The organism is Propioniciclava sp. LT294 (genome assembly GCF_059516005.1).
In genome coordinates this window covers 438,339-461,092 of sequence record NZ_JCAKNG010000001.1, presented here as the reverse complement: position 1 = coordinate 461,092, position 22,754 = coordinate 438,339, and the positions used below count along the sequence as shown (strand labels likewise).

Genomic DNA, 22,754 nt, shown 5'->3' with positions numbered 1-22,754 from the left:
GTGCGCGGGTCCGGCAGCGTCGAACCCACGGCGGGCTCGGCCGGGCCTGCCCCGTGCAACCGCGGTCGGGCCTTCGCTGGTCCGGGCCTTAGAATGCTCTCCCGTGGCACTCACCATCGGAATCGTCGGACTCCCCAACGCGGGCAAGTCGACCCTGTTCAACGCACTCACTCGCAACGACGTCCTTGCGGCGAACTATCCGTTCGCGACGATCGAGCCGAACGTGGGTGTGGTGGGGGTGCCCGAGCCCCGGCTGGCCAAGCTCGCCGAGATCTACGGTTCGGAGAAGCAGCTCCCCGCGACGGTGTCGTTCGTCGACATCGCCGGCATCGTGAAGGGCGCCTCGCAGGGCGAGGGCATGGGCAATGCGTTCCTGGCCAACATCCGCGAGGCGGACGCCATCTGTCAGGTGACGCGCGTCTTCGAGGACGCCGACGTGACGCACGTGGACGGCGACGTGAACCCGGGCAACGACATCGAGACGGTCACCACCGAGTTGATCCTCGCGGACCTCCAGACGCTGGAGAAGGCGCTCGTCCGCGTGGAGAAGGAGGCCCGGATCCGCAAGGAGGCCAAGCCGAAGCTGGAGGCCATGCTGGCGGCGCAGGAGGTGCTGAACTCCGGCCGGACGGTGTTCGCCTCCGGCCTGGACACCGAACTGCTGCGCGACCTGTTCCTGCTGACCGCCAAGCCGTTCATCTACGTCTTCAACTGCGACCAGGACGAGCTGGCCAACGACGAGCTCCAGGCGCGGATGCGCTCGCTGGTCGCCCCGGCCGAGGCCGTGTTCCTGGACGCCAAGTTCGAGTCCGAGCTCGTCGAGATGGACGAGGACGAGGCCCGGGAGTTCCTCGCCGAAATGGGCGTGGAGGAGCCGGGTCTCGACAAGCTCGCCCGCGTGGGGTACGACACGCTGGGCCTGCAGTCCTACCTGACGGCCGGTCCCAAGGAGGCGCGCGCCTGGACGATCCGCAAGGGCGCCACCGCCCCCGAGGCCGCGGGTGTCATCCACACGGACTTCCAGAAGGGCTTCATCAAGGCCCAGATCGTCTCGTTCGGTGACCTCGTCGCCGCCGGTTCGGAGGCCGCGGCCAAGGCCGCCGGCAAGATGCGCCTGGAGGGCAAGGACTACGTGATGGCGGACGGCGACGTCGTGGAGTTCCGTTTCAACGTGTGAGCGTTGGTCAGAGTCTGCCGGGCAACGGCCCGTTCTGACGGCGTGTCCTGCACCTCGGTGGCATGGTGGCACCCCCACGCCTCAGTAGGCTGCACCCCATGGCACTCACGCGCGAGCAGATGATCGAGATCCTGGCGGAGGCCGACCCCGTCGGCCTGATCGCGGCCGGCGCGCCGCGCGACGAGTACGCGCGCGAGGCGGACGAGATCCTCAGCCTCCAGGGAGTGCCGCAACTGACCGAGGTCACCGGCATCTTCTCCGTCAACTTCGAACCCGGCGCCTGCGAGCGCGAGACGGCCCGGTGGATCGTCGACGAGATGACCCACCGGGCCGGTTCCTAGCCGACCGGACGCCGCGTCAGCCTGCCGGGCGGCGCCTGGTCGGGACCGGACGCTGACCGTCCGGTCAGACCTGCGTCGCCTCGTCCTCGCCCACCGCGGGGGGTGGCGCGACGATGGTCTCGGCGGTGCCCCTCTCGTCCTCCTGGACGAGCGCCCCGACACCCTCACCCGGGAGAGTGGGGTCGACCGCCAGCACGAAGTCGTCGCCGTGGCTGACCACGCCCTCGACGACGGCGGCCTCGATCGCCTTGGCGGCATAGCGGCGGCGCACCATCATCGGGTCGTCGTGCAGGTCCCGCATCAGCGAGACCACCATGCCGATCATCACCACCATGAAGGGGAGTCCTGCGATGATCGTGATCGACTGCAGACCCGCCAGCGCCTTGCTCCCGCCGATGATCAGCATGATCGCGGCCACCGCGCCGGTCGCCACGCCCCAGAAGATGACCGTGGGGCGTGACGGCTCGATGGTTCCGTTCTCCGACAGGGTGCCCATGACGACCGACGACGCGTCCGCCCCGGAGATGAAGAAGATCGACGTCAGCACCATGACCAGGACCGCGGTGACGGACGGCCACGGCATGGTCGCGAGCAGGACGAACAGCGTCTCCTCGGCGGAGCCGATCTGGCTGAGGGCAGCGTCGTGCTGCTCGGCGTCGATGGCGGCACCGCCGAAGATGGAGAACCAGACCAGGCTCACGGCGCTGGGCAGCAGCAGAACGCCGGAGACGAACTGCCGGATGGTACGGCCCCGGGAGATGCGGGCGATGAACATGCCGACGAACGGCGTCCAGCTGACCCACCAAGCCCAGTAGAAGATCGTCCAGCCGGCGAGCCACTGCAGCGCGGGCTCACCGCTGGTGCCGGTGCGGGCCGACATCTGCATCAGGTTCTGCAGGTAGGTGCCGAGTGTGGCAGGGAGCAGGTTCAGGATGAACACCGTGGGGCCGACGACGAACACGAACAGTGCCAGGGCGACGGCCAGGCCCATGTTGATGTTGGACAGGTACTGGATGCCCCGGCTCACCCCGGACACGGCCGACAGGATGAAGGCGGTCGTCAGGAGGGTGATGAGGATGACCAGCGCGGTGTTGCTCGGACCTTCGATCCATCCGAGGATCTGGGCGCCGGACAGGATCTGCAGCGCACCCAGACCCAGGGAGGTCGCCGAGCCGAACAGGGTGGCGAAGATCGCGAAGATGTCGATGACCTTCCCGGCCGGACCGTAGGTCTGGCGGTGGCCCAGCAGCGGCTCGAAGACGGCACTCATGGTGAGCGGACGCCCCTTGCGGAACACGCTGTAGGCCACGGCCACGCCGACGACGGCGTAGATCGCCCACGGGTGGAGTGCCCAGTGGAACATCGTGGTGGACAGGGCGTTCCGGATCGCGTTCTCGTTGCCGGGGGCACCGGTCCCGGGTGGGGGTGTCACGAAGTGCGCCAGCGGCTCGGCCGCGCCGTAGAACATCAGGCCGATGCCCATGCCGGCGCTGAACATCATCGCGATCCAGGACGAGGTGCGGAACTCCGGGCCCTCGCCGTCGCGACCGAGTGGGATGTTGCCGAAGGGGCTCATCGCCAGCCACAGGATGAAGAGCACGAAGCCGGTCGCGGCCAGTGCGAAGAACCAGCCTGCGTTCGACACGACCCAGCCCTGACCCGTGGCCGCCGAGGTCGACAGGCTGGTGGGGGACACCAAGCCCCAGGCGATGAAGGCCAAGGACACCACGGCGGTGATCGAGAACACGATCTTGTCGAGGGTGCCGGGGCGTTCGTTGCGCAGGTCGGCGGTCGGTTCGAGGGCGGGGTGGTTGGCATCCAACACCTTTCCCTCGCCCGTCATGCGGGCCAAGGCGGCGCTCGCGTGTGAGTTCAGCAGGGTGCGGCGGGCGCGGGCCCTCCCTGCTTGGGATCGGCTGGCGCGGGTGAGTTTCAGCCTCCGCGTGGACCCGGTCGGGCGGTCCTGGTCAGTCATGGGCATGCTTCCTGGATAGCGGACAGAGCCGTTCGACCGTATGTCACTTGGCGCAAATAAGCACCCCGAGCCCTCCGGTTTGGCAACCGACCCGCGTCCGGTCAGGTGCGCGGCTGCCAGGTCGGCGTCCTGGTCTCGGGGTCGTAGGAGTAGACCTCGCGGCCCGAGATCCACGTCCGCAGCACCTTCTGGGCGATCTCCAGAGGGTCCCCGGACCAAAGCACGACATCGGCGTCCTTGCCCACCTCGAGCGAACCGATGCGGTCGGCCACGCCCATCACGCGGGCCGGGTTGATCGTGATGGCGCGCAGGGCGGCGGCGGCGTCCATGCCCTCGCGGACGGCCAGCGCGGCCTGCGTCACGAGGTACTCGATGGGGACGACCGGGTGGTCGGTGATGAGGGAGACGGGGGAGCCCGCGCGGTCCAGGATGCCGGGGGCCGAGAGCAACCGCTCCCGCACCTCGACCTTGGAGCGGGTCACGATGAGCGGGCCGTACAGGACGGGGATGCCCCGCCCGCCGACGAGGTCGGCGATCTTCCAACTCTCGGTGCCGTGGTCGAGCACCAGCTCGTAGCCGAACTCGTCGGCCATCCGGAGGGCGGTCGCGATGTCGTCGGCACGGTGGCAGTGCTGGCGCCACGGGATCTCGCGGTTCAGCACCTTGAGCATCGCCTCGTGCACGAGGTTGCCCCCGGCGTCGTCCTTGCCCGCATGGTTGCGGGCCTCGGTGAATGCCTTCCGGATGACGAGCGCGGTGCCCAGCCGGGTCGAGGGCGTCTTCTTCTGTTCGCCGTAGACCCTCTTCGGGTTCTCTCCCAGGGCCGCCTTCAACCCCGAGGGGGAGCGGAGCGCCATCTCGTCGACGACGCGGCCCCAGGTCTTGATCGCCACGGTGAGGCCGCCGATCGGGTTCCCCGAACCCGGGTTCACGTTCACCGCGGTCACGCCGCCGGCCACGGCGTCGGCGAATCCTTGGTCGTAGGGGTTGATCGCGTCCAGTGCGCGGGCCCCGGCCATCACCGGGTCGGTCATCTCGTTGGTGTCCTGGCCGGCCCAGCCCTCGCCCTCCTCCCACACGCCGAGGTGGACGTGGGCGTCCACCAGACCGGGGAGCACCCACGCGCCCGCGGCGTCGACCACCTCGTGACCGTCCGGGACGGCGACGTCCGTGCCGAGGGCGGCGATGCGGCCGTCGGTGAGGACGACGGTGCCGTCGAAGGGGTCGGCGGTGACGGGGACGACGTGGGCTCCGGTGATGGCGACATTCATGGCGTCGAGCCTAGTCGCGCAGCCCCACGAACTCGCGCAGGCGGGGGAGTTCGCGCGCGGCCTGGGCCAACCCGCGCTCGTGCGCGGCCTGCAGCTTCGCGACGTTGCGCTCCCCGTTGGAGATCGTCATCGACTCGGGCGCGAACACGTACGCCTGGCCCGCGCGCTCGAGCGCGAACAACTCGTCGCGGGCGGCGTTGTAGCGCGCCCAGCGGGTGAGGAGGGCCTCCGCCACCGCCGGGTGGTCGCGGAAGTGGCGGCGGTAGAACCACGGGTTCGGCAGCGGCTTCTTGGTGTACCCGCGCTCCTGGGTGAGCACCACCACGAACCGCGAGTACCCGGCCTCGCGCGCGGCGTCGAAGGGGATCCCGCCGGTCTCGCCGAGGGCGCCGTCCACGTAGAGGTCGCCGTCGATCTCGACCGGTGGCATCACCACCGGCATCGTCGAGGACGCCTGGACCCGCGCCATCAGGTCGAGCTGGGTGTGGACGTCGGAGCGTCCCCAGCGGACGGTCGCCCCGTCCCGGGCACGGAACGCGCTGATCGACATCTCGCCCGGATGGGCGTCGAAGGCGGCCAGGTCGAACGGCAACGCCTGCCCCGGCCCGGACGTCCGCCGGTAGATGTAGTCCGAGTTGAACAGGCCCTCGCCACGCAGGAACGTCCGCCAATCACCGAACTGGGGGTCGGCCGCGAACGTGGTGAAGGACGTCCGCGCCCGCCGGGCGTCGCCCGCCAGGTAGTTGACGGTGTTGGACGCCCCGGCCGAGATCCCGGCCACGAACGGGAACACGATGCCCGCCTCGACCAGCGCGACGACCATGGCCGACGTGTAGGCCGCCCGCATGCCGCCGCCCTCGAAGACGAGCGCGACCCCGGGGGCGTTCACGGAGACGGTGGAGCCCCGTGTGGGGTGGGACATAGGTGTCAATCCTCCTCGGGGGAGTCGGCGTGGTGATCGGGGCGTGGTGCCTCGGGACGGTCGACGAGTCCCTTCAGGCGCGTGATGTTCGCGCGCGGGGCCAAGGGTTTCAGCGCGGAGCGCAGGCTGAAGTCGACGGGCTCGGGCAGCATCCAGCCCAGCCGGCGCGCCAGCAGCCCGAGCACGGCGCAGGTCAGGATGGACGAACCCATGGCGACTTCACGCATGCCGAACTGGAAGAACACCAGGGCCTCGATGCTGCCCACGACGGCGAGGGAGGCGTACAACGTGTTCCCGCCGAACACGGCCGGGGTCTTGCCGACCAGGACGTCGCGGAGCATGCCCCCACCGACGGCTGTGATCACGCCCAGCATGATCGACGGAATCAGCTGCAGGCCGAGGGAGGCGGCCTTGATGGTGCCGGTCGCCGACCAGCAGCCCAGGGCGAGCACGTCGGCCAGGGCGAGGGCGCCGCGGGCGATCGTTCCCTCGAGGTGGATGAAGTAGGCGATCGTGGCCGCGATGAGGGCGCCCGAGAGGTAGGCCGGGTCGGTCAGGGCGACCGGGTAGCCGGCACCGAGCAGCACGTCGCGCAGCATGCCGCCGCCCAGCCCCGAGATGATCGCCAGCGTGGCGAACCCCACGATGTCGAACCTCCGGGAGCGGGCCACGGCACCGCCGAGCAGACCGTTGGCGACCACCCCCGTCACGTCGACGATGCGGAACAGAGTCTCGGCATCCCAGATCACAGGGTGATCTTCTCATCCCCCGTGACGCATTTCCGGGTGGAGTTTCCCCAACGATCCTTGGGGAAACTCCACCCGGAAATGCAGGCGGGGGGTCGGTTCCGGGCTATCAGCGACCCGGCGAGCTCAACCGCGCGATGACATCGTTCAGCGTCACCGACGGACGCATGACCGCGGTGGTCTTGTCGACGTCCGGGCGGTAGTAGCCACCCAGGTCCACGGGGGAACCCTGCACGGCGATCAGCTCCTGGCTGATCTGGTCCGCCTGGGCGCGCAGTTGCGTGGCCACGGGGCCGAACGCGGCCGCGAGGTCGGCGTCCTCGGTCTGCTTGGCCAGTTCCTCGGCCCAGAAGACCGCCAGCCACGCGTGCGAGCCACGGTTGTCGGTCTGGCCCACCCGGCGTGCCGGGGACTTGTCCTCGTCCAGCAGGGTGCCGGTCGCGGCGTCCAGCGACTTGCCCAGGACGGCCGCCCTCGGGTTGTCGGAGGTGCGGGCCAGGTGCTGCAGCGACTCGGCCAGCGCGAGGAACTCACCGAGGGAATCCCAACGGAGGTAGTTCTCCTCGACGAGCTGCTGCACATGCTTGGGGGCGGAGCCGCCGGCGCCGGTCTCGAACATGCCGCCGCCGTTCATGAGCGGGACGACCGACAGCATCTTCGCCGAGGTGCCGACCTCGAGGATCGGGAACAGGTCGGTGTTGTAGTCGCGCAGGACGTTGCCGGTCACCGAGATCGTGTCCTCGCCGCGGCGGATGCGCTCGACCGACTTCTTGGTCGCCTCGACGGGGGACAGGATGGAGATGTCCAGGCCCTCGGTGTCGTGCTCGGCGAGGTACTTCTCGACCAGCGTGATCAGGTTGCGGTCGTGGGCGCGCTCGGAGTCCAGCCAGAAGATCGCCGGGGTGTCGGAGACGCGGGCGCGGGTCACGGCCAGCTTCACCCAGTCGCGGATCGGGGCGTCCTTGGTCTGGCAGGCGCGCCAGATGTCACCGGGGGCGACGTCGTGCTCCATCAGCACCTCGCCGGACTCGGTGACGACCTGCACCTTGCCGGTCTTGGCGATCTCGAAGGTCTTGTTGTGGGAGCCGTACTCCTCGGCCGCCTGCGCCATGAGGCCGACATTGGGGACCGAGCCCATGGTGACCGGGTCGTAGGCGCCGTTGACCTTGCAGTCCTCCACGACGGCCTGGTAGACGCCGGCGTAGGAGGAGTCCGGGATCACCGCGAGGGTGTCGGCCTCCTTGCCGTCCGGGCCCCACATCTTGCCGCCGATGCGGATCATGGCCGGCATCGAGGCGTCCACGATCACGTCGGAGGGGACGTGCAGGTTGGTGATGCCCTTGTCGGAGTTCACCATCGCCAGTGCCGGGCCGTCCGCCAGCTCGGATTCGATGGACGCCTTGATCTCGGCGCCCTTCTCGAGGCCCTCGAGGCCGGCGAGGATCGCACCCAGGCCGTTGTTGCCGGTGAGGCCGGCGGCGTGCAGCTCGGCGCCGTAGGTGGCGAACGTCTTCGGGAAGAACGCACGGACGACGTGGCCGAAGATCACCGGGTCGGAGACCTTCATCATGGTGGCCTTGAGGTGCACCGAGAACAGGACGCCCATCTCCTTGGCGCGGGCGATCTGGTCGGCGAGGAACGCGTCCAGGGAGGCGGCGCGCAGGACGGTGGCGTCCACGACCTCGCCCTTGAGCACCTTCAGGTTGTCCAGCAGGACGGTGATCTCACCGGTGGTGTCCACGAGCTGGATGCGCAGGGTGTCAGCCTCGGGCATGACGACCGACTGCTCGTTGGTGCGGAAGTCGTCGCGGCCCATGGTCGCGATCTCGGTCTTGCTGTCGGCCGACCAGGCGCCCATCGAGTGCGGGTGCTTGCGGGCGTAGTTCTTGACCGCCAGCGGCGCGCGGCGGTCGGAGTTGCCCTCGCGGAGCACCGGGTTCACCGCGGAACCCTTGACCGCGTCGTAGCGGGCCTTCGCGTCGGCGTCCGCCTCGGCGTAGGACGGCAGGTCGTAGCCCTGGGCGTTCAGCTCCGCGACGGCCGCGTCCAGCTGCGGCAGGGACGCCGAGATGTTCGGCAGCTTGATGATGTTCGCCTCGGGCGTCTTCGCGAGCTGGCCGAGCTCGGCGAGGGCGTCCGGGACGCGCTGCGTCTCGGGAAGCCGGTCGGCGAACGCGGCCAGGATGCGGCCGGCCAGCGAGATGTCGCGGGTCTCGACCTCCACGCCGGCGGTCGAGGTGAAGGCCTCGATGATCGGCAGGAGGGAGTAGGTGGCGAGCATCGGGGCTTCGTCGGTGAGCGTGTAGATGATCTTGGCCATGCGGACTCGGATCTCCCTTGAATGTGTCCAGTGATGCACCGACCACCCTATCGGTTCGCCGCGCTGGTCCAGGCCACCGGGGGAGCGCTGACACGGGGGTGGGCTCTCGCGTCGGGGCTGGGGCGCGCCGACACTCAGGTTGGTCACGTGGGCGCCGCCCGGGAGCACCGACACTCAGGTTTGCCACCTCTGAGCGCGTGGCAAACCCGCCCGAGTGGGGCAAACCGACGCGTGGGCGCGGAGGGATCGGGGTGCGGAGGGACCAAGGGCGGAGGGATCGGGGTGCGGAGGGACCAGGGCGCAGGGGGACCAAGGGCGGAAGGACGAGGGCGCGGAGGGACTAGGGGGCAGAGGGACCAAGGGCGGAGGGACCAAGCGCGGGCCAGCCAGGCGAAAGGGGCATCCCGCGACGAGGAAACCGACGAGAACAAGAGCGGGCCCGCCACCGGTATGAGCGGTGGGGGCCCGACATCTTTGTTCTGACCGGAGATGGCGTGACGATTCCGGCCGATGACACGAGGGAAAGCGCCTCCATCCACGTCACCCGGATGAATCGGTGGACTGCAGACCACCGGCGGCCACTCGATCATGCCATCCCACGCCAGCCTCCCGGCCTGACGTGTAAGGACATTCTTAGTACGGGCGGTGGGGCGTCGGCAAGGTCGCGGCGTGTCGTCCACAGAGGAGCTGCGTGCTCCACAGGAACACCTCCGACATCCACATCCCATGCCCAGCTGCCTGTGGAGAACCGTGCAAAACTGATCGGGTGAGCATCGAACGCCCTCTCCCGCGGGCGCTCCCCACGGACGTGGGTGTCGACCCGGCCGGGGTGCACGCCTTCCTCGATGGATTGGCCCGCCGCCGCATCGCGCTGCACAGTCTGCACCTGCTGCGCCACGGCCGGATCTTCGCCGAGGCGACCTGGGCGCCCTACACACAGGAGCACGCCCCGCTGCTGTACTCGCTGTCGAAGACCTTCTGCTCGGCGGCCGTGGGGATCGCGGTGGCCGACGGTGCGTTCGGCTACGACGACCGGCTCGTGGACCTCTTCGCCGATGTGGTGGACGAGGCGGGTCCGGTGGCCTCACGCATGCGGGTGCGTGACTGCTTGGCCATGGCCACCGGGCACACGTCCGACACCGTGTTCACCCAGCATCTGGCGAAACTGCCCGGACGCCAGCCCTGGCGGTCCGTGCTCGCCGTGGAGCCGGAGGGCCAGCCGGGCGCGACGTTCTGCTACAACCAGTTCGCCACCTGGACGTTGGCGGAGGTCGTCCGGCACGCCACGGGACGGACGGTCCACGAGGTGCTGCGTGACCGCGTCCTCGGTCCGCTCGGCATCACCGATTCGCGCTGGGACACCGACGCGAACGGGCGCGTGCTCGGCTTCACCGGCCTCCACCTGCCGCCCGAGGGCATCGCGTCCTTCTTCCAACTGCTCGCCGACGACGGCGTCCGGGACGGCCGACGCCTCCTGCCCCCGGAGTGGATCTCCGGGCACCGGCAGAAGCACGTGGCGACGGATGCCAGCCAGACGAACCCGGACTGGGCCCAGGGCTACGGCTGGCAGGTCTGGCTCGACACCCGGGGTGGATACCGTGGCGACGGCGCTCTGGGCCAGTTCGGGATCGTCATGCCGGCCCTGGATGCGGTGGTCGTTCTGACGGGGCTCACGGCTCGCATGCAGGAGGTCCTCAACGAGCTGTGGTCCTCACTGGTCCCGGCGTTCGACCGTCCGGGTGGCGGCGACGCGGCCCTGGCGGAACGGCTGGCCCACGTGGCGCTGCCCACGGTGGGTGGCGAGCGGGGTGGTTCCGTGTACCTGTCGTTCGAGAACCGGACGAACCGCTGGCAGCTCAACGACGATCCTGACGGCTGGATCCTGCGCTGGGTGGACGCCGACGGCGGGGACAACCGGATCCCGGTCGGTCACGGGCGCTGGCTCGACTCGGAGATGACGTGGGGGTCCCGTCGGCTGGGGGTCGCGGCGTCCGGTGCCTGGGTCGCGTGGGGTCACTGGGTCGGACACGTCATCACGCTGGACTCCCCGCACGGGCTGCTGGTGCACCTGCGTGACGACGGCTCGGGCCGGACGGAGTGGATCGAGTCGGCGCCCCTGGCGGGCGGGAGCCCGGCGGATCTGGCCTCCGCCTGAGGCGGTCTGGTCAGAGCTGCCTGCGCGCGGAGCCGATGGCAGCGAGGATGGCGCTCCGCTCGGCGTCCGTCAGTTGTTTGGTGCTCCGGACGGTGGCGGCCATCTGGTCGAGGCGTGCGCCCGCGTTGGCCGGGGTGAGGCCCGACGACAGCGACCCCCACTCGCGCTCGAGCTGCCTGCGCGCGCCCGGGTTCGCCACGCCGGCGATGGCGTTGGAGATGGCGCGGACCGAGGGCCCCAGGTCGACGGGGGCGCGGGTCGACGTGGTGGCCAGCGAGCCGGAGGTGGTGGCGGGGGTCGTCGTCGGCGGCGCCTTGGGGATGGGCGTCCACACGCCGTCCGGGCCGAACGGGGACGGGGCGGGTGCCGGCGCCGCCGGGATCGGGGCGGTCGGGGACGGTGTCGTCGCGGGCGGACGGGCGACGGACGCGGTCGAGAAGCTCCCATCGTCGGGCCGGAGTTGCCAGAAACCCAGCGTGAGGGCGGCGACGAGAACGGCGGCCGCGGCCACGCCCGGCCAGCGGGAGCCCGAGGGGCGGAGTGCACGTCGGGGCGCCACACCGCTGGGGCGCTGGGGCAGCGGGCTCACAGGCATGCCCGTCGGCAGGATCGCGGTCCGGTCACCTTCCCGCATCCCGGCCAGTGCATCCGCCACCTCGGCCGAGGTCGGGCGGTCGGCGGGATCCTTGGCGAGCATCCGGTGGACGAGGGTGTCCAGCTCCTCCGGGAGGCCCGGACGCCGGGCGCGCAGTCGCGGGGGCTCCTCGGTGAGGTGTGCGAGCGCTTGGGCGACGGGCAGGTCGCGCGGGAACGGGGGCTGGCCGGTGAACAGGGCGAAGAGGAGACAGCCCAGCGAGTAGACGTCGCTGCGGGGTTCGACCTGGTCGCCCCGGGCCTGCTCGGGGGAGAGGTATGCGGCGGTCCCGGCCGTGAAGCCCGTTTCGGTCAGGGCCTCACCCTGGTGCTCGGTGAGGCGGGCGATGCCGAAGTCGACGATCTTGACCCTGCCTTGGTGGAGCACGGCGTTGGCCGGCTTCACGTCGCGGTGGATGATGCCGGCCCGGTGGGCCGCGACGAGCCCGAGGGCGACGTCCTCGCCGATGGTGAGCCCCTGCTGGAGGGTGACGGGGCCGCCGTTCGTCACCAGGTCGGCCACCGAGGGGCCCTCCAGGAGTTCCATGACCAGATAGGCGACATCGCCGTCGCGCCCGGCGTCGTGCAGGGACACCACGTTGCCGTGGTTCAGGGAGGCCGCGGCGTCCACCTCGCGGCGGAACCGGCCGAGGACGACGTCGTTGGAGCCGGCCCCCAGTCGGATGGTCTTGACCGCCACCTCCCGGCCCAGGTTCAGGTCGCGGGCTCGCCAGACGTCACCCACCGCCCCGTGCCCGATGCGGGTGTCGAGGCGGTACCGGTGGTCGAGCCTTGCGCCTGGTTCCACCCCTCCATTGTCCGCGCCGAGGCCGTTGTCTCCAAACTCGATCCGACGGGGCGGACGTGGGCATGACAAGCGGAAAGGGGCGGTGGGGCCCCGGGTGCGTTCGTCATGGCCGATATTGCGGCAACAACCACCTCGCCCGGCCCGGCCCCCTAGGCTCGGACCAGGACCGCAGGAGGAGCACCGGTGCATGTGAAGGCGACGCCGAGTGAGCGTTTTCCGCGCGCGCCGGCGTACTTGGTGGCCTGCCTGCGGATGCTCGTGGTCGACGGCATCCTGGCGCCCGACCGCCCCCAATCCATTGCGCGCGTGGCATCGCTGCTGCGCGTCGAGGAGCCCATGGCCGTGGCCGTCCTGATGGAGTTGGGCCGGGACGGGTTCCTCGAGCGCGTGGGCAACGATCGGGTGCGGGCCCGGTCGCTGGCAGAGATGCCGGACGAGGAGATCCTGCAGATCCGGCGGCTCATCGAGCCGCCGGCCATCCGTGCGGCCGGTGAGCGAGCACGGACGGTCGACATCATCACGCTGCGGCATCTCGCCGACCGGGTCGAGAGCGCCTTGGCGAAGAACGACTACGGCGAGTTCCGGCGTGCTGACGACGAGTTCTACGCAGGCCTGATCTCGCTCCACCCCAACGCGGAACTGGCGCGCCTCTGCAAGGAGCTTCGCCAGCGGACTGCCTGCGACGGTCTCCGCGTCCCCGTGGAGCGGGGCGTGCTCAGCGAGGTGATGCGCTGCCACCAACGTGTGGTCGACCTGATCGAGTCCGGAGAGTTCGGCGACCTCGAGGTCCTGAGCCTGGCGGTCGTGGATCGACTGCACTTCGTCGGGGCCCCCCGCATGGACGCCCCCTATCTCGTCGGGCCGCCCCTGGTCCTCGATCCACACGTGGACGAGGAGTTCCTCGAGGGCTGAACGGGACGCGAGGGTCAGGCCCCGTCGAGCCCCTCGTTCACCATGTCGAGGGTGCGCGTCCGCTGGGACGTCCACCGCAGCGTGAGGCCGCCGACGGTGACCTGCTCCCCGTCCCGGAGCACGGTGGTGACCTTCTGCTTGCCGACCCTGGCGACGACCCGGACGCCCTCGGTGCCGTCCTTCCTCTGCGGCGAGATGCTGCCGACGAGCCCGGACGCCTGGGGGCCGGCGGTACGGGCCAGGTCGATCCTGGCCCCCGACAGCATGAACTCGCGGACGGTCACGCCCTCGCGGGTGATCTGGAAGGCTCCGCGCAGCTCGGCGCGTCTGCTGCGGACCGCCAGCAGCGCGAGCAACACGACGAGGAGGGCGGCCGCGCCACCGAGTGCGGGCAGCAAGGACGTGTTCTGGGTCTGGGTGGCGGGCTCGTCCGCGGTCGTGGCGGTGGGGGTCAGGTGCACGGGGGCGGTGTCCAACCGCGGGTTGAGTGTCACCCCGAACTCGGACGCCGCGGCCCGCCACGGGCTCTCGACGGTGCCCCGCGTCACCAGGGAGCCGCCTCCGGGGCCGAGCCTGCCGACGGTCAAGGTGATGGGGAACTGCTGCGATTCGCCGGGCTCGAGCGCGACGACCTCGGGCAGGCCGGACGCGCCGGCCTCCCCGTCGCCCAGCACCACCGCGAGGCCCGTGACCTCGACCGGGGCCTTGGTGAGGGTGGAGGTGAGGGTCAGGGTCGGGTTGGCTCTCCCCGTGGCGACGAGGCTCTCAGGGTCGAGGTTCGACCACGTGGCGGAGACCGCGGCGGTCGCGTCGCCTCTGAGTTGCTCGGCGGCCTTGAAGTTGAGGAGTTCGGCGTCGATGCGCCCGAGGTAGGGGCCGATCTGGTCCCCCGGCACGTTGCGCGCCTCGGGGAAGACCTTGCCGAGCAGGCCGGCGTCCGTCTCGTTGCCCAAGGCGATGGCGTACGCCGCGACGGACTGCTTCTCCGACAGTGCTCTGGCTTCTTGGGTGAGCGTGGCCCAGCCGGGCGCGTCCGCGGCGGCATAAGGAGAGTCGGGCAGCGCGTCGATCGTGCCGTCGGTGATCAGGGCGAGGACGCCGCTGGCCGTGGCTCCCGGACGCTGGAGGTAGTTCAGGCCCGCTTCGATCCCGGCTCCGATGTCGGTCTTCGCCCCCGTCGGACGCGCGGGGAGGGCGGCGAGGGCGGCCTGCTTGTCGGTGCCTTGGTAGGCGACCTCGGCGGCGTCGCTGAAGGTGATCAGCGCGACGGTGTCAGGGCCGGAGAGGGTGGACATCATGCCGTCCAGCGCCGAGCGCACGCGGTCGTACCGGTTGTCGATGCTCATCGAGCCGGACACGTCCACCAGCACGACGTAGTCGGACGGCTCCCTCGTGATGCTCAGTTGCTGCAGAACCTCGGCCCGGCTGGCTTGGGTCGGCGCCGCCCAGGCGGGGGAGCCGAGCAGCACGGACAGGGCGGTGATGCCGGCCGCGAACATGCTCTTCCACCCCATGAGGCCAAACCCCCTGTCAGGTGCGCCGATCACGTCGAGGGCGCAGCAGGATCCTAGGGCAGGCCCGAGGAGTCTCAACCTCGGATTGGGGTTTGGCAACCAATTGCCATAACGAGGTTAGGCCTCAGGGTTCTCCCTGCCTGGACCCCGACGAGCCCCGGAGCGTCGCATCGCTCCAAGTCGGGGGAACAATGGGCCGGTGGGTCGATGCGCGGCGCGTCGACGACGCCACTCGTCCTGCCTGTCGGGCCCTCTTTTCGCGGGCTGAGATGGATTGACTGGACTCAACCGGAGCCTCACGATTGCATCTGTCGAGCAAGTTCCTTTGCCTCAGGACGTGTCGTCCGAGGAGCCGACACCGTCCCACCTCCGAAAGGATCATCATGCTCAACTACTTCCAGACCATGGCTGCCGTGCTGGTCGGTCGCCTCGACGTCAAGTCCGAGAAGGGTGCCACCGCCGTCGAGTACGGCATCATGGTCGCCGCCATCGCTGCCGTGATCGTCGCCGTGGTCTTCCTCATTGGCGACCAGATCGTTGCAGCCTTCGAGACGGTCTTGGTCGCGCTCGGTGGCACCCTGCCTGCCTGATCAGATGGGAAGCGGATGGTCGGCAAGGCCGACCAGCCGCTTCACTAATGGCTGCCGGTACTCCGGGGATGGGGAACAAACGTGCGAGTCAACCATGGGGAAGTGGGTGAGCGCGGCGCCGCCGCGGTGGAGTTTGCCTTCGTGGCCATGCTCCTCGTCACCCTGTTGATGGGCATCATGGAATTCGGCTATGCGTTCTTTGCCCAAGGCACCATCGCGGGCTCGGCCCGCGAAGCGGCGCGCTATTACGCCATCCACCACCAAGAAGCCGACGCATCGACCAAGGCCGCAGCCGCCGCCCATGAGGCACTCGGCGTCCTGGATCCCGCCAAAGTGGTCATCGCTCCGTTTGGATGTGCGTCTGGCGCGGGTGGGGACGACGCCGTGACAGTGACGATCACCTACGACTTCGAGGGCGGGCTCACCGGTTTCTTCCCTCTCATACCTGACCTCAAGGCTACGGGGACCATGCGATGCAGCGGATAGCGCAAGTTTTCGCCCTCCGGGAGAAGGGCGCCAGCGCCATCATCGTGGCGATCTGTCTGCTGGTCTTGGTCGGCTTCGGCGCGCTCTCCGTCGACGTGGGCGCGCTGTGGTCGGACAAGAAACAACTCCAAAACGGCGCCGACGCGGGTGCGATCGCCATCGCCCAAGCGTGCGCGGAATCCGTCACCAGCCCCGAGTGCATCATGGGCGACCCCACAGTTGAGGACAATCACCCGACTGCGGCGTCCTTTGCAGACTCCAACAAACTTGACACCAACGCTTCCGGCTCTGTCATCGGCCTAGTCACCTCGGGCGCAGAACCACATGTCACTGTGCGGACGCGGTCAGTGCGCCAGCTGTGGTTTGCGGGAGTCCTGAACGTCACATCCGCGCCGGTGGTCGCCGAAGCTACGGCCTCTTGGGAAGCCATGGGTGGCGGCACGACGCTGCCCCTGGCGATGCCCGATTGCATCTTCGATGAGGACGCCTTGGATGACGCGTCAGCGTGGATGAGACTGATCGTCAAGGCTCCGTCAATGCCTTCTGCCACCGACCCCTGCGGAGCTCCTGGCCCCAGCTCCAACATCGTCCCGGGCGGCTTCCATTGGCTGGATCCGACTGACGGGACCACCTGCACCGTCACAACAGATGCAGGGGACATGGCCCCTGGCAAGACGGGTGGCCAACCTCCACCTCCGTCTTCGTCCTGCCCCCCGGAAAAGCTCCAGGCGGCCCTCCTCGCGGGTGAGGTCCTCATCCCCATCTACGACGCCTGGAACGAGTTGGGCGGGGCCAACGCGCAGTTCCACCTCGTGGGCTACGCCGCCTTCGAGCCGACTGCCTGGTGCCTGAAACCTCCCAACACGGTTGCGTACAACACATCCACCTGCAACTCCTCCGAGCTGTGGATCGAAGGCTACTTCGTCAAGAAGGTGCCTTTGGGGGATGCTCCGAGCAATCCCCTCGCCGAGGACTTCGGCGTGAAGACCGTCAAGCTCAGCGGCTGAGAGCCTTACTCCAGACAAAAGGATCACCTTCATGCAACGACGCGGCCTCCTCGGGGTCCTCGCATTCGTCCTCGCGCTCGCGGGCGGCGTCCTGGTCTTCTTCTACGTCCAGAACGCGGACGCCAGGGCGCTGGCTGCGCAGCAGCCGGCCCCCGTGCTGGTCGTGACCAAGGAGGTCCCGGCAGGAACGACCGCGTCCGCGCTCTCCGACTACGCGGAGATCCGCCAACTGCCTCGGGTCGCCATCGTGTCGGGAGCTGTGACTCGGCTGGAACAGCTGCCCGGGAGCAACGTCGCCAGCACGTCGCTGAAGGCGGGCGAGCAGGTGCTCGCCTCCCGGTTCGTGCCCCCGGGCTCCAATGAGGTGACGGCTCCCGTTCCCATCCCCGAAGGGATGCAACTGGTCTCGGTCCAGCTCTCGCCGCAGCAGGTCGCAGGATCCCAGCTGCGCGCAGGCGACAAGGTCGGCGTCTTTCTGTCCATCAAGGGGCGTGTCGCCGGGGAGCCCGACGAGGTCGACGTCACCGACATCATCGCCAACGACGTGCTCGTTGCACGGGTGCAGGGTGCCCCCGCTCAGCAGGCCAGCAACGCCACTCCCGCGCCGACGCGCGGCGAGGCCCTGCCCGGCTCCGAGGTGATCGTGACGGTCGCCGTCAAGGCACCGCTCGCGGAGCGCATCGTGCACGGTCAGCAATTCGGGACCTTGTGGCTGTCGCTGCAGACCCCGACCACCGATTCAGCCGGCATCGAGGTCGTCCACGCAGGGAACGTGCTCGGATGATCCAGGTCCTCCTGAGCACCCGCGACCAAAGCATCTCAGCACGCTTGCGTGAAGCCATCGGCGACTCCTTTCTCCATGTGGAGCCCTCCGAACTGCCACGCGACGCCGCAGGGTTCCTCGAACTGCTGGCGGGCGCCGGTCAGCCCGACATCGCCCTCATCGACGCATCGGGCTCTGAGGACGCCGCCCTCGACCTGGCCGCAGACCTCGAACGGCGCAGCCCGGTCAATGTCATCCTGTTCACCCCGGCCGCAGAGCGGATCGCCTTCGCCGCGCTGCGCGCGGGCGTCCGTGATGTGCTGTCTCCGTTCGCCACCCCGGAGGAACTGCGGGCCACCCTCGATCGGGCCGCGGACCTCGTCCTGCGTCAGCGCGGCTCGTCGCCTGCGGGTGCGGCCACCGAAGCGCCTGCCCCCGCGCAGGTCAGCCGCGTCATCACGGTGACCTCCCCCAAGGGCGGTGTCGGCAAGACGACGGTGGCCACGAATCTGGCGATCGGCCTTGCCCAGCGGGCTCCGCACCAGGTGGTGCTGGTCGACATCGACGTGCACTTCGGCGATGTCGCGAGTGCCCTCAACCTCAGCCCTGAACGCACCCTTCCCGACATTGCCCACGGACCGGCGGCCAAGGATTCGATCGCGGTCAAGAGTTATCTCACGCAGCATGCCACCAGCCTGTTCGTCGCTCCTGGCTCCGAGTCACCTGCGGCTGCCGACACCGTGACCGCGGCGGACGTGGCCCAGCTGATCGAGACACTCAAGGGCCAGTTCGCCTTCGTGGTGGTGGACACCGCGCCCGGGCTGACCGAACACACGCTCGCGGCGCTCGACCACACCGACTCCCTGGTCCTGGTGACGAGCCTCGACGTGCCCGGCGTCCGTGGCCTGCGCAAGGAACTCGACACACTCAGTGAGCTGCGGATGGTCACGGGGACGCGCCACATCGTCGTGAACTTCCACGACAGGTCGCGCGGCCTGACCGTCGCCGACGTGGAGGCGACCACCCGCGCGAAGGTCGACGTGGTCCTGCCCGTGTCGACCGCCGTGCCGCTGTCCACCAACCAGGGCATTCCCCTGATCCAGTCCGACGGGCGCGACCCGGTCACCAAGGGCCTTCGCATGCTCGTCGACGCCTTCGTTCCCCAGACGCAGCGCACGACCCGGTTCGGAAGGCGGGCCCGATGAGCTTCCTCTTCCAGCGCGCGGAGGCAGCGCGTCAGCAGGACCCGTCATCGGACGGGCGGCACTTTGCCATGCCCGCCCCGGCACCTGCCCCGAACGCGGAGCCGGCAACACCCGTTCCGCCGGCCTCAGCCCGCCTGTCCGAACGTGTTCCGACCACCCGAACGTCTGCACCCGTTCGGTCGGACGCGCTGGGCGCCCTGAAGGCGTCCGCCGTGTCGGCCCTGTTCGACCGGTTGGGGACACGCCTGAACGATCCGGACCTCGACGAGGCCAGCCTGCAGAAGATGGTGCGCGACGAGCTCAACACGGTCGTGGAGGAGGCGCGGGTTCCTCTCAGCACCGCAGAACGGCAACGCCTGATGCGCGAGGTCGAGGCCGACGTCCTCGGACTCGGCCCCATCCAGCCGCTGATCGAGGACCCCTCCATCACCGAGATCATGGTCAACGGGCCGGACAACATCTATGTCGAGCGTGACGGCCTGCTCTTCCGCAGCGAGGCGTTCTTCGACGGTGAGCCGCACCTGCGGCGCATCATCGACCGGATCGTCACCCGCGTCGGTCGCCGCATCGACGAATCCTCACCTCTGGTGGACGCCCGGCTCGAGGACGGCTCCCGCGTCAACGCCATCATCCCGCCACTGTCGGTGAGCGGCTCGACGCTGACGATCCGCAAGTTCTCGCGTAACGCCCTCTCGATCGAGGACTTGGCGCGGCTCGGCACGATGACCCCAGAGATGGCCGAACTCCTGCAGGCCTGTGTGCAGGCGCGACTGAACATCCTCGTCTCGGGCGGCACGGGTACGGGCAAGACAACCCTGCTGAACGTTCTGTCGTCCTTCATCCCGCAATCTGAGCGCATCATCTCGATCGAGGATTCTGTTGAACTCCAACTCCAGCAGGACCACGTTGTCCGGCTCGAGTCCCGGCCGGCCAACGTGGAGGGACGCGGCGAGGTCGGGATCCGCGACTTGGTCCGCAACGCCCTGCGTATGCGGCCCGACCGCATCGTCGTCGGCGAGGTGCGTGGCGCCGAGGCCCTGGACATGCTCCAAGCGATGAACACCGGCCATGACGGATCGCTGTCCACGGTGCACTCGAACTCACCGCGCGACTGCCTCGCCCGGCTCGAGACGCTTGTCATGATGGCCGGGATCGAACTTCCTCTGCGCGCGATCCGCGAGCAGGTGTCCTCGGCCGTCGACCTCATCGTCCACCTGTCCCGCCTCCGGGACGGCACGCGCCGGATCACCGCGGTCACCGAGGTGCACGGCATGGAGGGTCAGACCATCACCCTGCAGGACGTCTACCTCTTCGACTATTCCGCCGGCGTCGACCACACTGGCCGCTTCCTGGGCCGGACCATCCCCACCGGCGTCCGGCCCGCCTTCACCGAGCGCTTCGAGGAACTGGGCATCCACGTGTCCCCGACCGCGTTCGGGACCAGCGAGACCTGGGGGCCGCGTCGGTGACCGACACCCAGATCCTCTGGCTCGGCGCCGCTGTCCTGGTCGTTGCCGCCGTCGCCGTCTTGTACCTGATCCTCAGCGGGGGTCGCGTCGTGGCCCTGTCCCGACGTCGCCCACCGGACACGGCGCCACTGAGTGGCCTCACGCGATCGGCGGACGCCGCGACCCGCCTTGCGGGGCGGGCCCTCGGGACTCGTGCGGGCGCTTTGGAGGAAGCCCTGGACCAAGCGGGCATTCGGTCCACGCCGCAGGAGTTTCTCGTCCTCGTCGCGAGTGGAATGGTGGCACTCTTCGCCGTGGGCGGCTTGCTCTGGGGGCCGCTGCAGGGGCTTGTCCTGCTGTTCCTCGGCCCTCTCCTCGCGTACATCCTCGTACGGATCCAGACTGAGCGCCGTCGCAAGAAATTCGGGCTGCAGCTCGACGAGACGCTGGCGATCCTCTCCGGTAGCCTGCGCGCCGGCTACAGCCTGCCCCAAGCCTGCACCACGGTGGCCGCCGAGACGGAGGCGCCCACGTCGGAGGAGTTCGCCAGGGTCAGCAACGAGGCGCGGGTGGGCCGTCCCTTCGTCGCCGCCCTTGAGGACGCCGCCGTGCGCGTGAAGAATGACGACTTCTACTGGATCGTGCAGGCGATCGCGATCAATCGTGAAGTCGGCGGCAACCTCGCCGACGTGCTGGAGGGCGTGGGCCGTACCATTCGCGAGCGCACCCACCTCAAGCGGCAGGTGGACGCGCTCGCAGCCGAAGGGAAGCTCTCGGCGATCATCCTCGGGGCCCTCCCGTTCGTCATGTTCCTGCTGCTCTCGCTGGTGAACCCGTCCTACATCGCCCGGCTGTACGAGTCGCTGACCGGGATCCTGATCCTCGTCGCCGGTGGCATCATGCTTCTCATCGGCATCCTGTGGCTGCGCGTCCTCGTGAGAATCAAGTACTGAGGAACGCATCGTGCCTCCCCTCGTGATCACCGCCATCGCCCTCTTCGCCGGGGGTGCCTCCTACTTGGTGTGGCTTGCCTCGGTCGGGGATGGGAAGGTAGTCAAGGCCGTCCGCGGCAACCTGCAGCGGGGCTTCGCCACGTCTCTGGGGGCCCCAGCCCGTCGTGCGCGGCAGGCCGGGATCGGACGCCGCATCGTCGGTTCCAGGATGGTCTCCTTCCTCGACCGTTTGATCGTGCGCGCGGGCCGGCCTGAGCGCTGGCCTGTGGATCGCGTCATCGGCGCCAAGCTGATCGGAGCCCTCCTCTGCGGCGTTCTCGGCGTCCTGGTCGTCCTGCGCGCGGGGACGACGCAGAGCGTGCTGCTCGCTGCGTTCCTGCTCGGGTTCGCCTTTTTCCTGCCCGACCTGCTGCTGTGGAACGCTGGCATCAAGAGGCGTCAGGCCGCTCAGCTCGAACTGCCCGACACCCTCGACCAGATGAGCATCGCGGTCGAGGCCGGGCTCGGCTTCGACGCGGCCATGGTGCGCGTTGCCCGCAATGGCAAGGGAATCCTTGCCGGGGAACTCATCCGGACCCTGCAGGACATCCAAGTCGGACAACCTCGTCGCATGGCCTTCGAAGCGCTTTCGGAACGACTCTCCGTGCCCGACCTGCGCCGGTTCATGCGGGCAGTCATCCAGGCGGAGGAGTACGGCATTCCCCTTGCGGACGTCCTCCACACCCAAGCACGGGAGATGCGGGTGGCGCGCCGCCAGCGCGCCGAGCGAGCGGCCATGGAGATCCCTGTGAAGGTGGTCTTCCCGCTGATCCTCTTCCTGCTGCCAGCCCTCATGGTGGTCATCATGGGCCCGGCGGCGCTCGGCATCATGGCAGCCTTTGGCGGCCGATGACCGCTCTCTGGGGAGCAGCGCTCGCGGCGGCCGTGGCGTTGGCTGTGTTGTACGGGTTGCCGCGGGTGGCGACGGCATCTGAGGCGCGCTACGCGCGCTGGGCGACGCCGCTCGCTGCCCTGCTCGGTGCAGGCGCCAGCGTTGTCGCTCGGCATCCTGGGGAGGCCACCCTGCTGGCGTTGCTTGCCGGCGCAGCCGGCGTCCTGGTCGTCGTCGACCTGGCCGAGCACCGGCTGCCGGACACGGTGGTTCTGCCGTCGCTCGGGGTGTGGTTCGTGGGCGCCGTCGCGCTCGCGGCGTCCGGGTTTGGTTGGGACGCCTTGGGGCGCTCGGCACTCGCCGCATTGGTGTTGTTCGTGGGGTTCTTCGTGGCGGGCATCCTGGCCCGCGGCATGCTGGGCTTCGGTGACGTGAAGCTGTCCGCGCTCCTGGGGGGAATCCTGGGGTGGTTCAGCTGGCCCGCCGTGGGCGTGGGCGTCGTGGCGGGCATCGTGCTGCACGGGATCGCTGCGCTGGTCTTCCTGGCCTTCAAGCGTGACCTGAAGGCCGACGTCCCGATGGGGCCTGCCCTCATCATGGGGGCGGCCGTGGGGGTGGCGTCCGCCACCGTCGGGCTGCCGTGGTGACAGCCCGACG

Annotated in this window: 20 protein-coding genes; 13 read left to right on the top strand and 7 right to left on the bottom strand. The window is 69.4% G+C overall.

Annotated elements, in window-relative coordinates:
* Window positions 1-103: 103 nt before the first annotated feature.
* Both ychF and AC5YDA_RS02145 read left to right on the top strand, forming a co-directional pair.
* Window positions 104-1,177, top strand: a complete 1,074-nt coding sequence (gene ychF / locus AC5YDA_RS02150) for a redox-regulated ATPase YchF (protein ID WP_496189417.1) — start codon at window positions 104-106, stop codon at window positions 1,175-1,177.
* A gap of 98 nt (window positions 1,178-1,275) precedes the next feature.
* On the top strand, window positions 1,276-1,518 hold the full coding sequence (locus AC5YDA_RS02145; protein ID WP_496189418.1) for a hypothetical protein: 243 nt from the start codon (window positions 1,276-1,278) through the stop codon (window positions 1,516-1,518).
* 64 nt (window positions 1,519-1,582) lie between these two features.
* Here AC5YDA_RS02145 and AC5YDA_RS02140 read toward each other — a convergent pair whose 3' ends face one another.
* From AC5YDA_RS02140 to AC5YDA_RS02120, 5 genes are all read right to left on the bottom strand, one after another.
* Window positions 1,583-3,493 carry a BCCT family transporter gene (locus tag AC5YDA_RS02140; protein WP_496189419.1) on the bottom strand — a complete coding sequence of 637 codons (1,911 nt, stop codon included), beginning with the start codon at window positions 3,491-3,493 and terminating at the stop codon, window positions 1,583-1,585.
* A 101-nt stretch (window positions 3,494-3,594) separates the two neighbouring features.
* Window positions 3,595-4,764 carry an amidohydrolase gene (locus AC5YDA_RS02135; RefSeq protein ID WP_496189420.1) on the bottom strand — a complete coding sequence of 390 codons (1,170 nt, stop codon included), beginning with the start codon at window positions 4,762-4,764 and terminating at the stop codon, window positions 3,595-3,597.
* 10 nt (window positions 4,765-4,774) lie between these two features.
* Window positions 4,775-5,686: a patatin-like phospholipase family protein gene (locus AC5YDA_RS02130; protein WP_496189421.1), complete on the bottom strand. Its 912-nt coding sequence runs from the start codon at window positions 5,684-5,686 to the stop codon at window positions 4,775-4,777.
* 5 nt (window positions 5,687-5,691) lie between these two features.
* Window positions 5,692-6,435 carry a trimeric intracellular cation channel family protein gene (locus AC5YDA_RS02125; RefSeq protein WP_496189422.1) on the bottom strand — a complete coding sequence of 248 codons (744 nt, stop codon included), beginning with the start codon at window positions 6,433-6,435 and terminating at the stop codon, window positions 5,692-5,694.
* 106 nt (window positions 6,436-6,541) lie between these two features.
* Window positions 6,542-8,752: an NADP-dependent isocitrate dehydrogenase gene (locus tag AC5YDA_RS02120; RefSeq protein ID WP_496189423.1), complete on the bottom strand. Its 2,211-nt coding sequence runs from the start codon at window positions 8,750-8,752 to the stop codon at window positions 6,542-6,544.
* 766 nt (window positions 8,753-9,518) lie between these two features.
* Here AC5YDA_RS02120 and AC5YDA_RS02115 point away from each other — a divergent pair.
* Entirely contained in the window at window positions 9,519-10,907 is a 1,389-nt protein-coding gene (locus tag AC5YDA_RS02115) for a serine hydrolase domain-containing protein (protein ID WP_496189424.1), read from the top strand.
* A 10-nt stretch (window positions 10,908-10,917) separates the two neighbouring features.
* Here the strand turns inward: AC5YDA_RS02115 and AC5YDA_RS02110 are convergent, their stop codons facing one another.
* The gene (locus tag AC5YDA_RS02110; protein WP_496189425.1) at window positions 10,918-12,348 is read right to left on the bottom strand and encodes a serine/threonine-protein kinase; all 1,431 of its coding nucleotides are present in this window, start codon (window positions 12,346-12,348) and stop codon (window positions 10,918-10,920) included.
* A gap of 183 nt (window positions 12,349-12,531) precedes the next feature.
* Between AC5YDA_RS02110 and AC5YDA_RS02105 the strand changes: the two genes are divergently transcribed.
* Window positions 12,532-13,260, top strand: a complete 729-nt coding sequence (locus tag AC5YDA_RS02105) for an FCD domain-containing protein (protein ID WP_496189426.1) — start codon at window positions 12,532-12,534, stop codon at window positions 13,258-13,260.
* 14 nt (window positions 13,261-13,274) lie between these two features.
* Here the strand turns inward: AC5YDA_RS02105 and AC5YDA_RS02100 are convergent, their stop codons facing one another.
* The gene (locus tag AC5YDA_RS02100) at window positions 13,275-14,774 is read right to left on the bottom strand and encodes a vWA domain-containing protein (RefSeq protein ID WP_496189427.1); all 1,500 of its coding nucleotides are present in this window, start codon (window positions 14,772-14,774) and stop codon (window positions 13,275-13,277) included.
* A gap of 383 nt (window positions 14,775-15,157) precedes the next feature.
* Here AC5YDA_RS02100 and AC5YDA_RS02095 point away from each other — a divergent pair, with 383 nt between their 5' ends.
* The 9 genes from AC5YDA_RS02095 (at window position 15,158) to AC5YDA_RS02055 (ending at window position 22,744) form a co-directional block, all read left to right on the top strand.
* Entirely contained in the window at window positions 15,158-15,364 is a 207-nt protein-coding gene (locus AC5YDA_RS02095) for a Flp family type IVb pilin (RefSeq protein ID WP_496189428.1), read from the top strand.
* 102 nt (window positions 15,365-15,466) lie between these two features.
* On the top strand, window positions 15,467-15,850 hold the full coding sequence (locus AC5YDA_RS02090; RefSeq protein ID WP_496188243.1) for a TadE family protein: 384 nt from the start codon (window positions 15,467-15,469) through the stop codon (window positions 15,848-15,850).
* Entirely contained in the window at window positions 15,838-16,857 is a 1,020-nt protein-coding gene (locus AC5YDA_RS02085; RefSeq protein WP_496188242.1) for a pilus assembly protein TadG-related protein, read from the top strand. Before AC5YDA_RS02090 ends, AC5YDA_RS02085 begins: the two co-directional genes overlap by 13 nt.
* A 31-nt stretch (window positions 16,858-16,888) precedes the next feature.
* The gene (gene cpaB, locus AC5YDA_RS02080; protein ID WP_496188241.1) at window positions 16,889-17,641 is read left to right on the top strand and encodes a Flp pilus assembly protein CpaB; all 753 of its coding nucleotides are present in this window, start codon (window positions 16,889-16,891) and stop codon (window positions 17,639-17,641) included.
* Window positions 17,638-18,825: a CpaE/TadZ family protein gene (locus AC5YDA_RS02075; RefSeq protein ID WP_496192728.1), complete on the top strand. Its 1,188-nt coding sequence runs from the start codon at window positions 17,638-17,640 to the stop codon at window positions 18,823-18,825. Before cpaB ends, AC5YDA_RS02075 begins: the two co-directional genes overlap by 4 nt.
* 212 nt (window positions 18,826-19,037) lie before the next feature.
* Window positions 19,038-20,294 carry a TadA family conjugal transfer-associated ATPase gene (locus tag AC5YDA_RS02070; protein WP_496188239.1) on the top strand — a complete coding sequence of 419 codons (1,257 nt, stop codon included), beginning with the start codon at window positions 19,038-19,040 and terminating at the stop codon, window positions 20,292-20,294.
* Entirely contained in the window at window positions 20,291-21,226 is a 936-nt protein-coding gene (locus AC5YDA_RS02065; RefSeq protein ID WP_496188238.1) for a type II secretion system F family protein, read from the top strand. Before AC5YDA_RS02070 ends, AC5YDA_RS02065 begins: the two co-directional genes overlap by 4 nt.
* Before the next feature lie 10 nt (window positions 21,227-21,236).
* On the top strand, window positions 21,237-22,118 hold the full coding sequence (locus AC5YDA_RS02060) for a type II secretion system F family protein (RefSeq protein ID WP_496188237.1): 882 nt from the start codon (window positions 21,237-21,239) through the stop codon (window positions 22,116-22,118).
* Complete coding sequence (locus AC5YDA_RS02055; RefSeq protein ID WP_496188236.1) at window positions 22,115-22,744, top strand: prepilin peptidase; 630 nt, start codon at window positions 22,115-22,117, stop codon at window positions 22,742-22,744. The genes AC5YDA_RS02060 and AC5YDA_RS02055 overlap by 4 nt, the downstream gene beginning before the upstream one ends.
* Window positions 22,745-22,754: the final 10 nt, after the last annotated feature.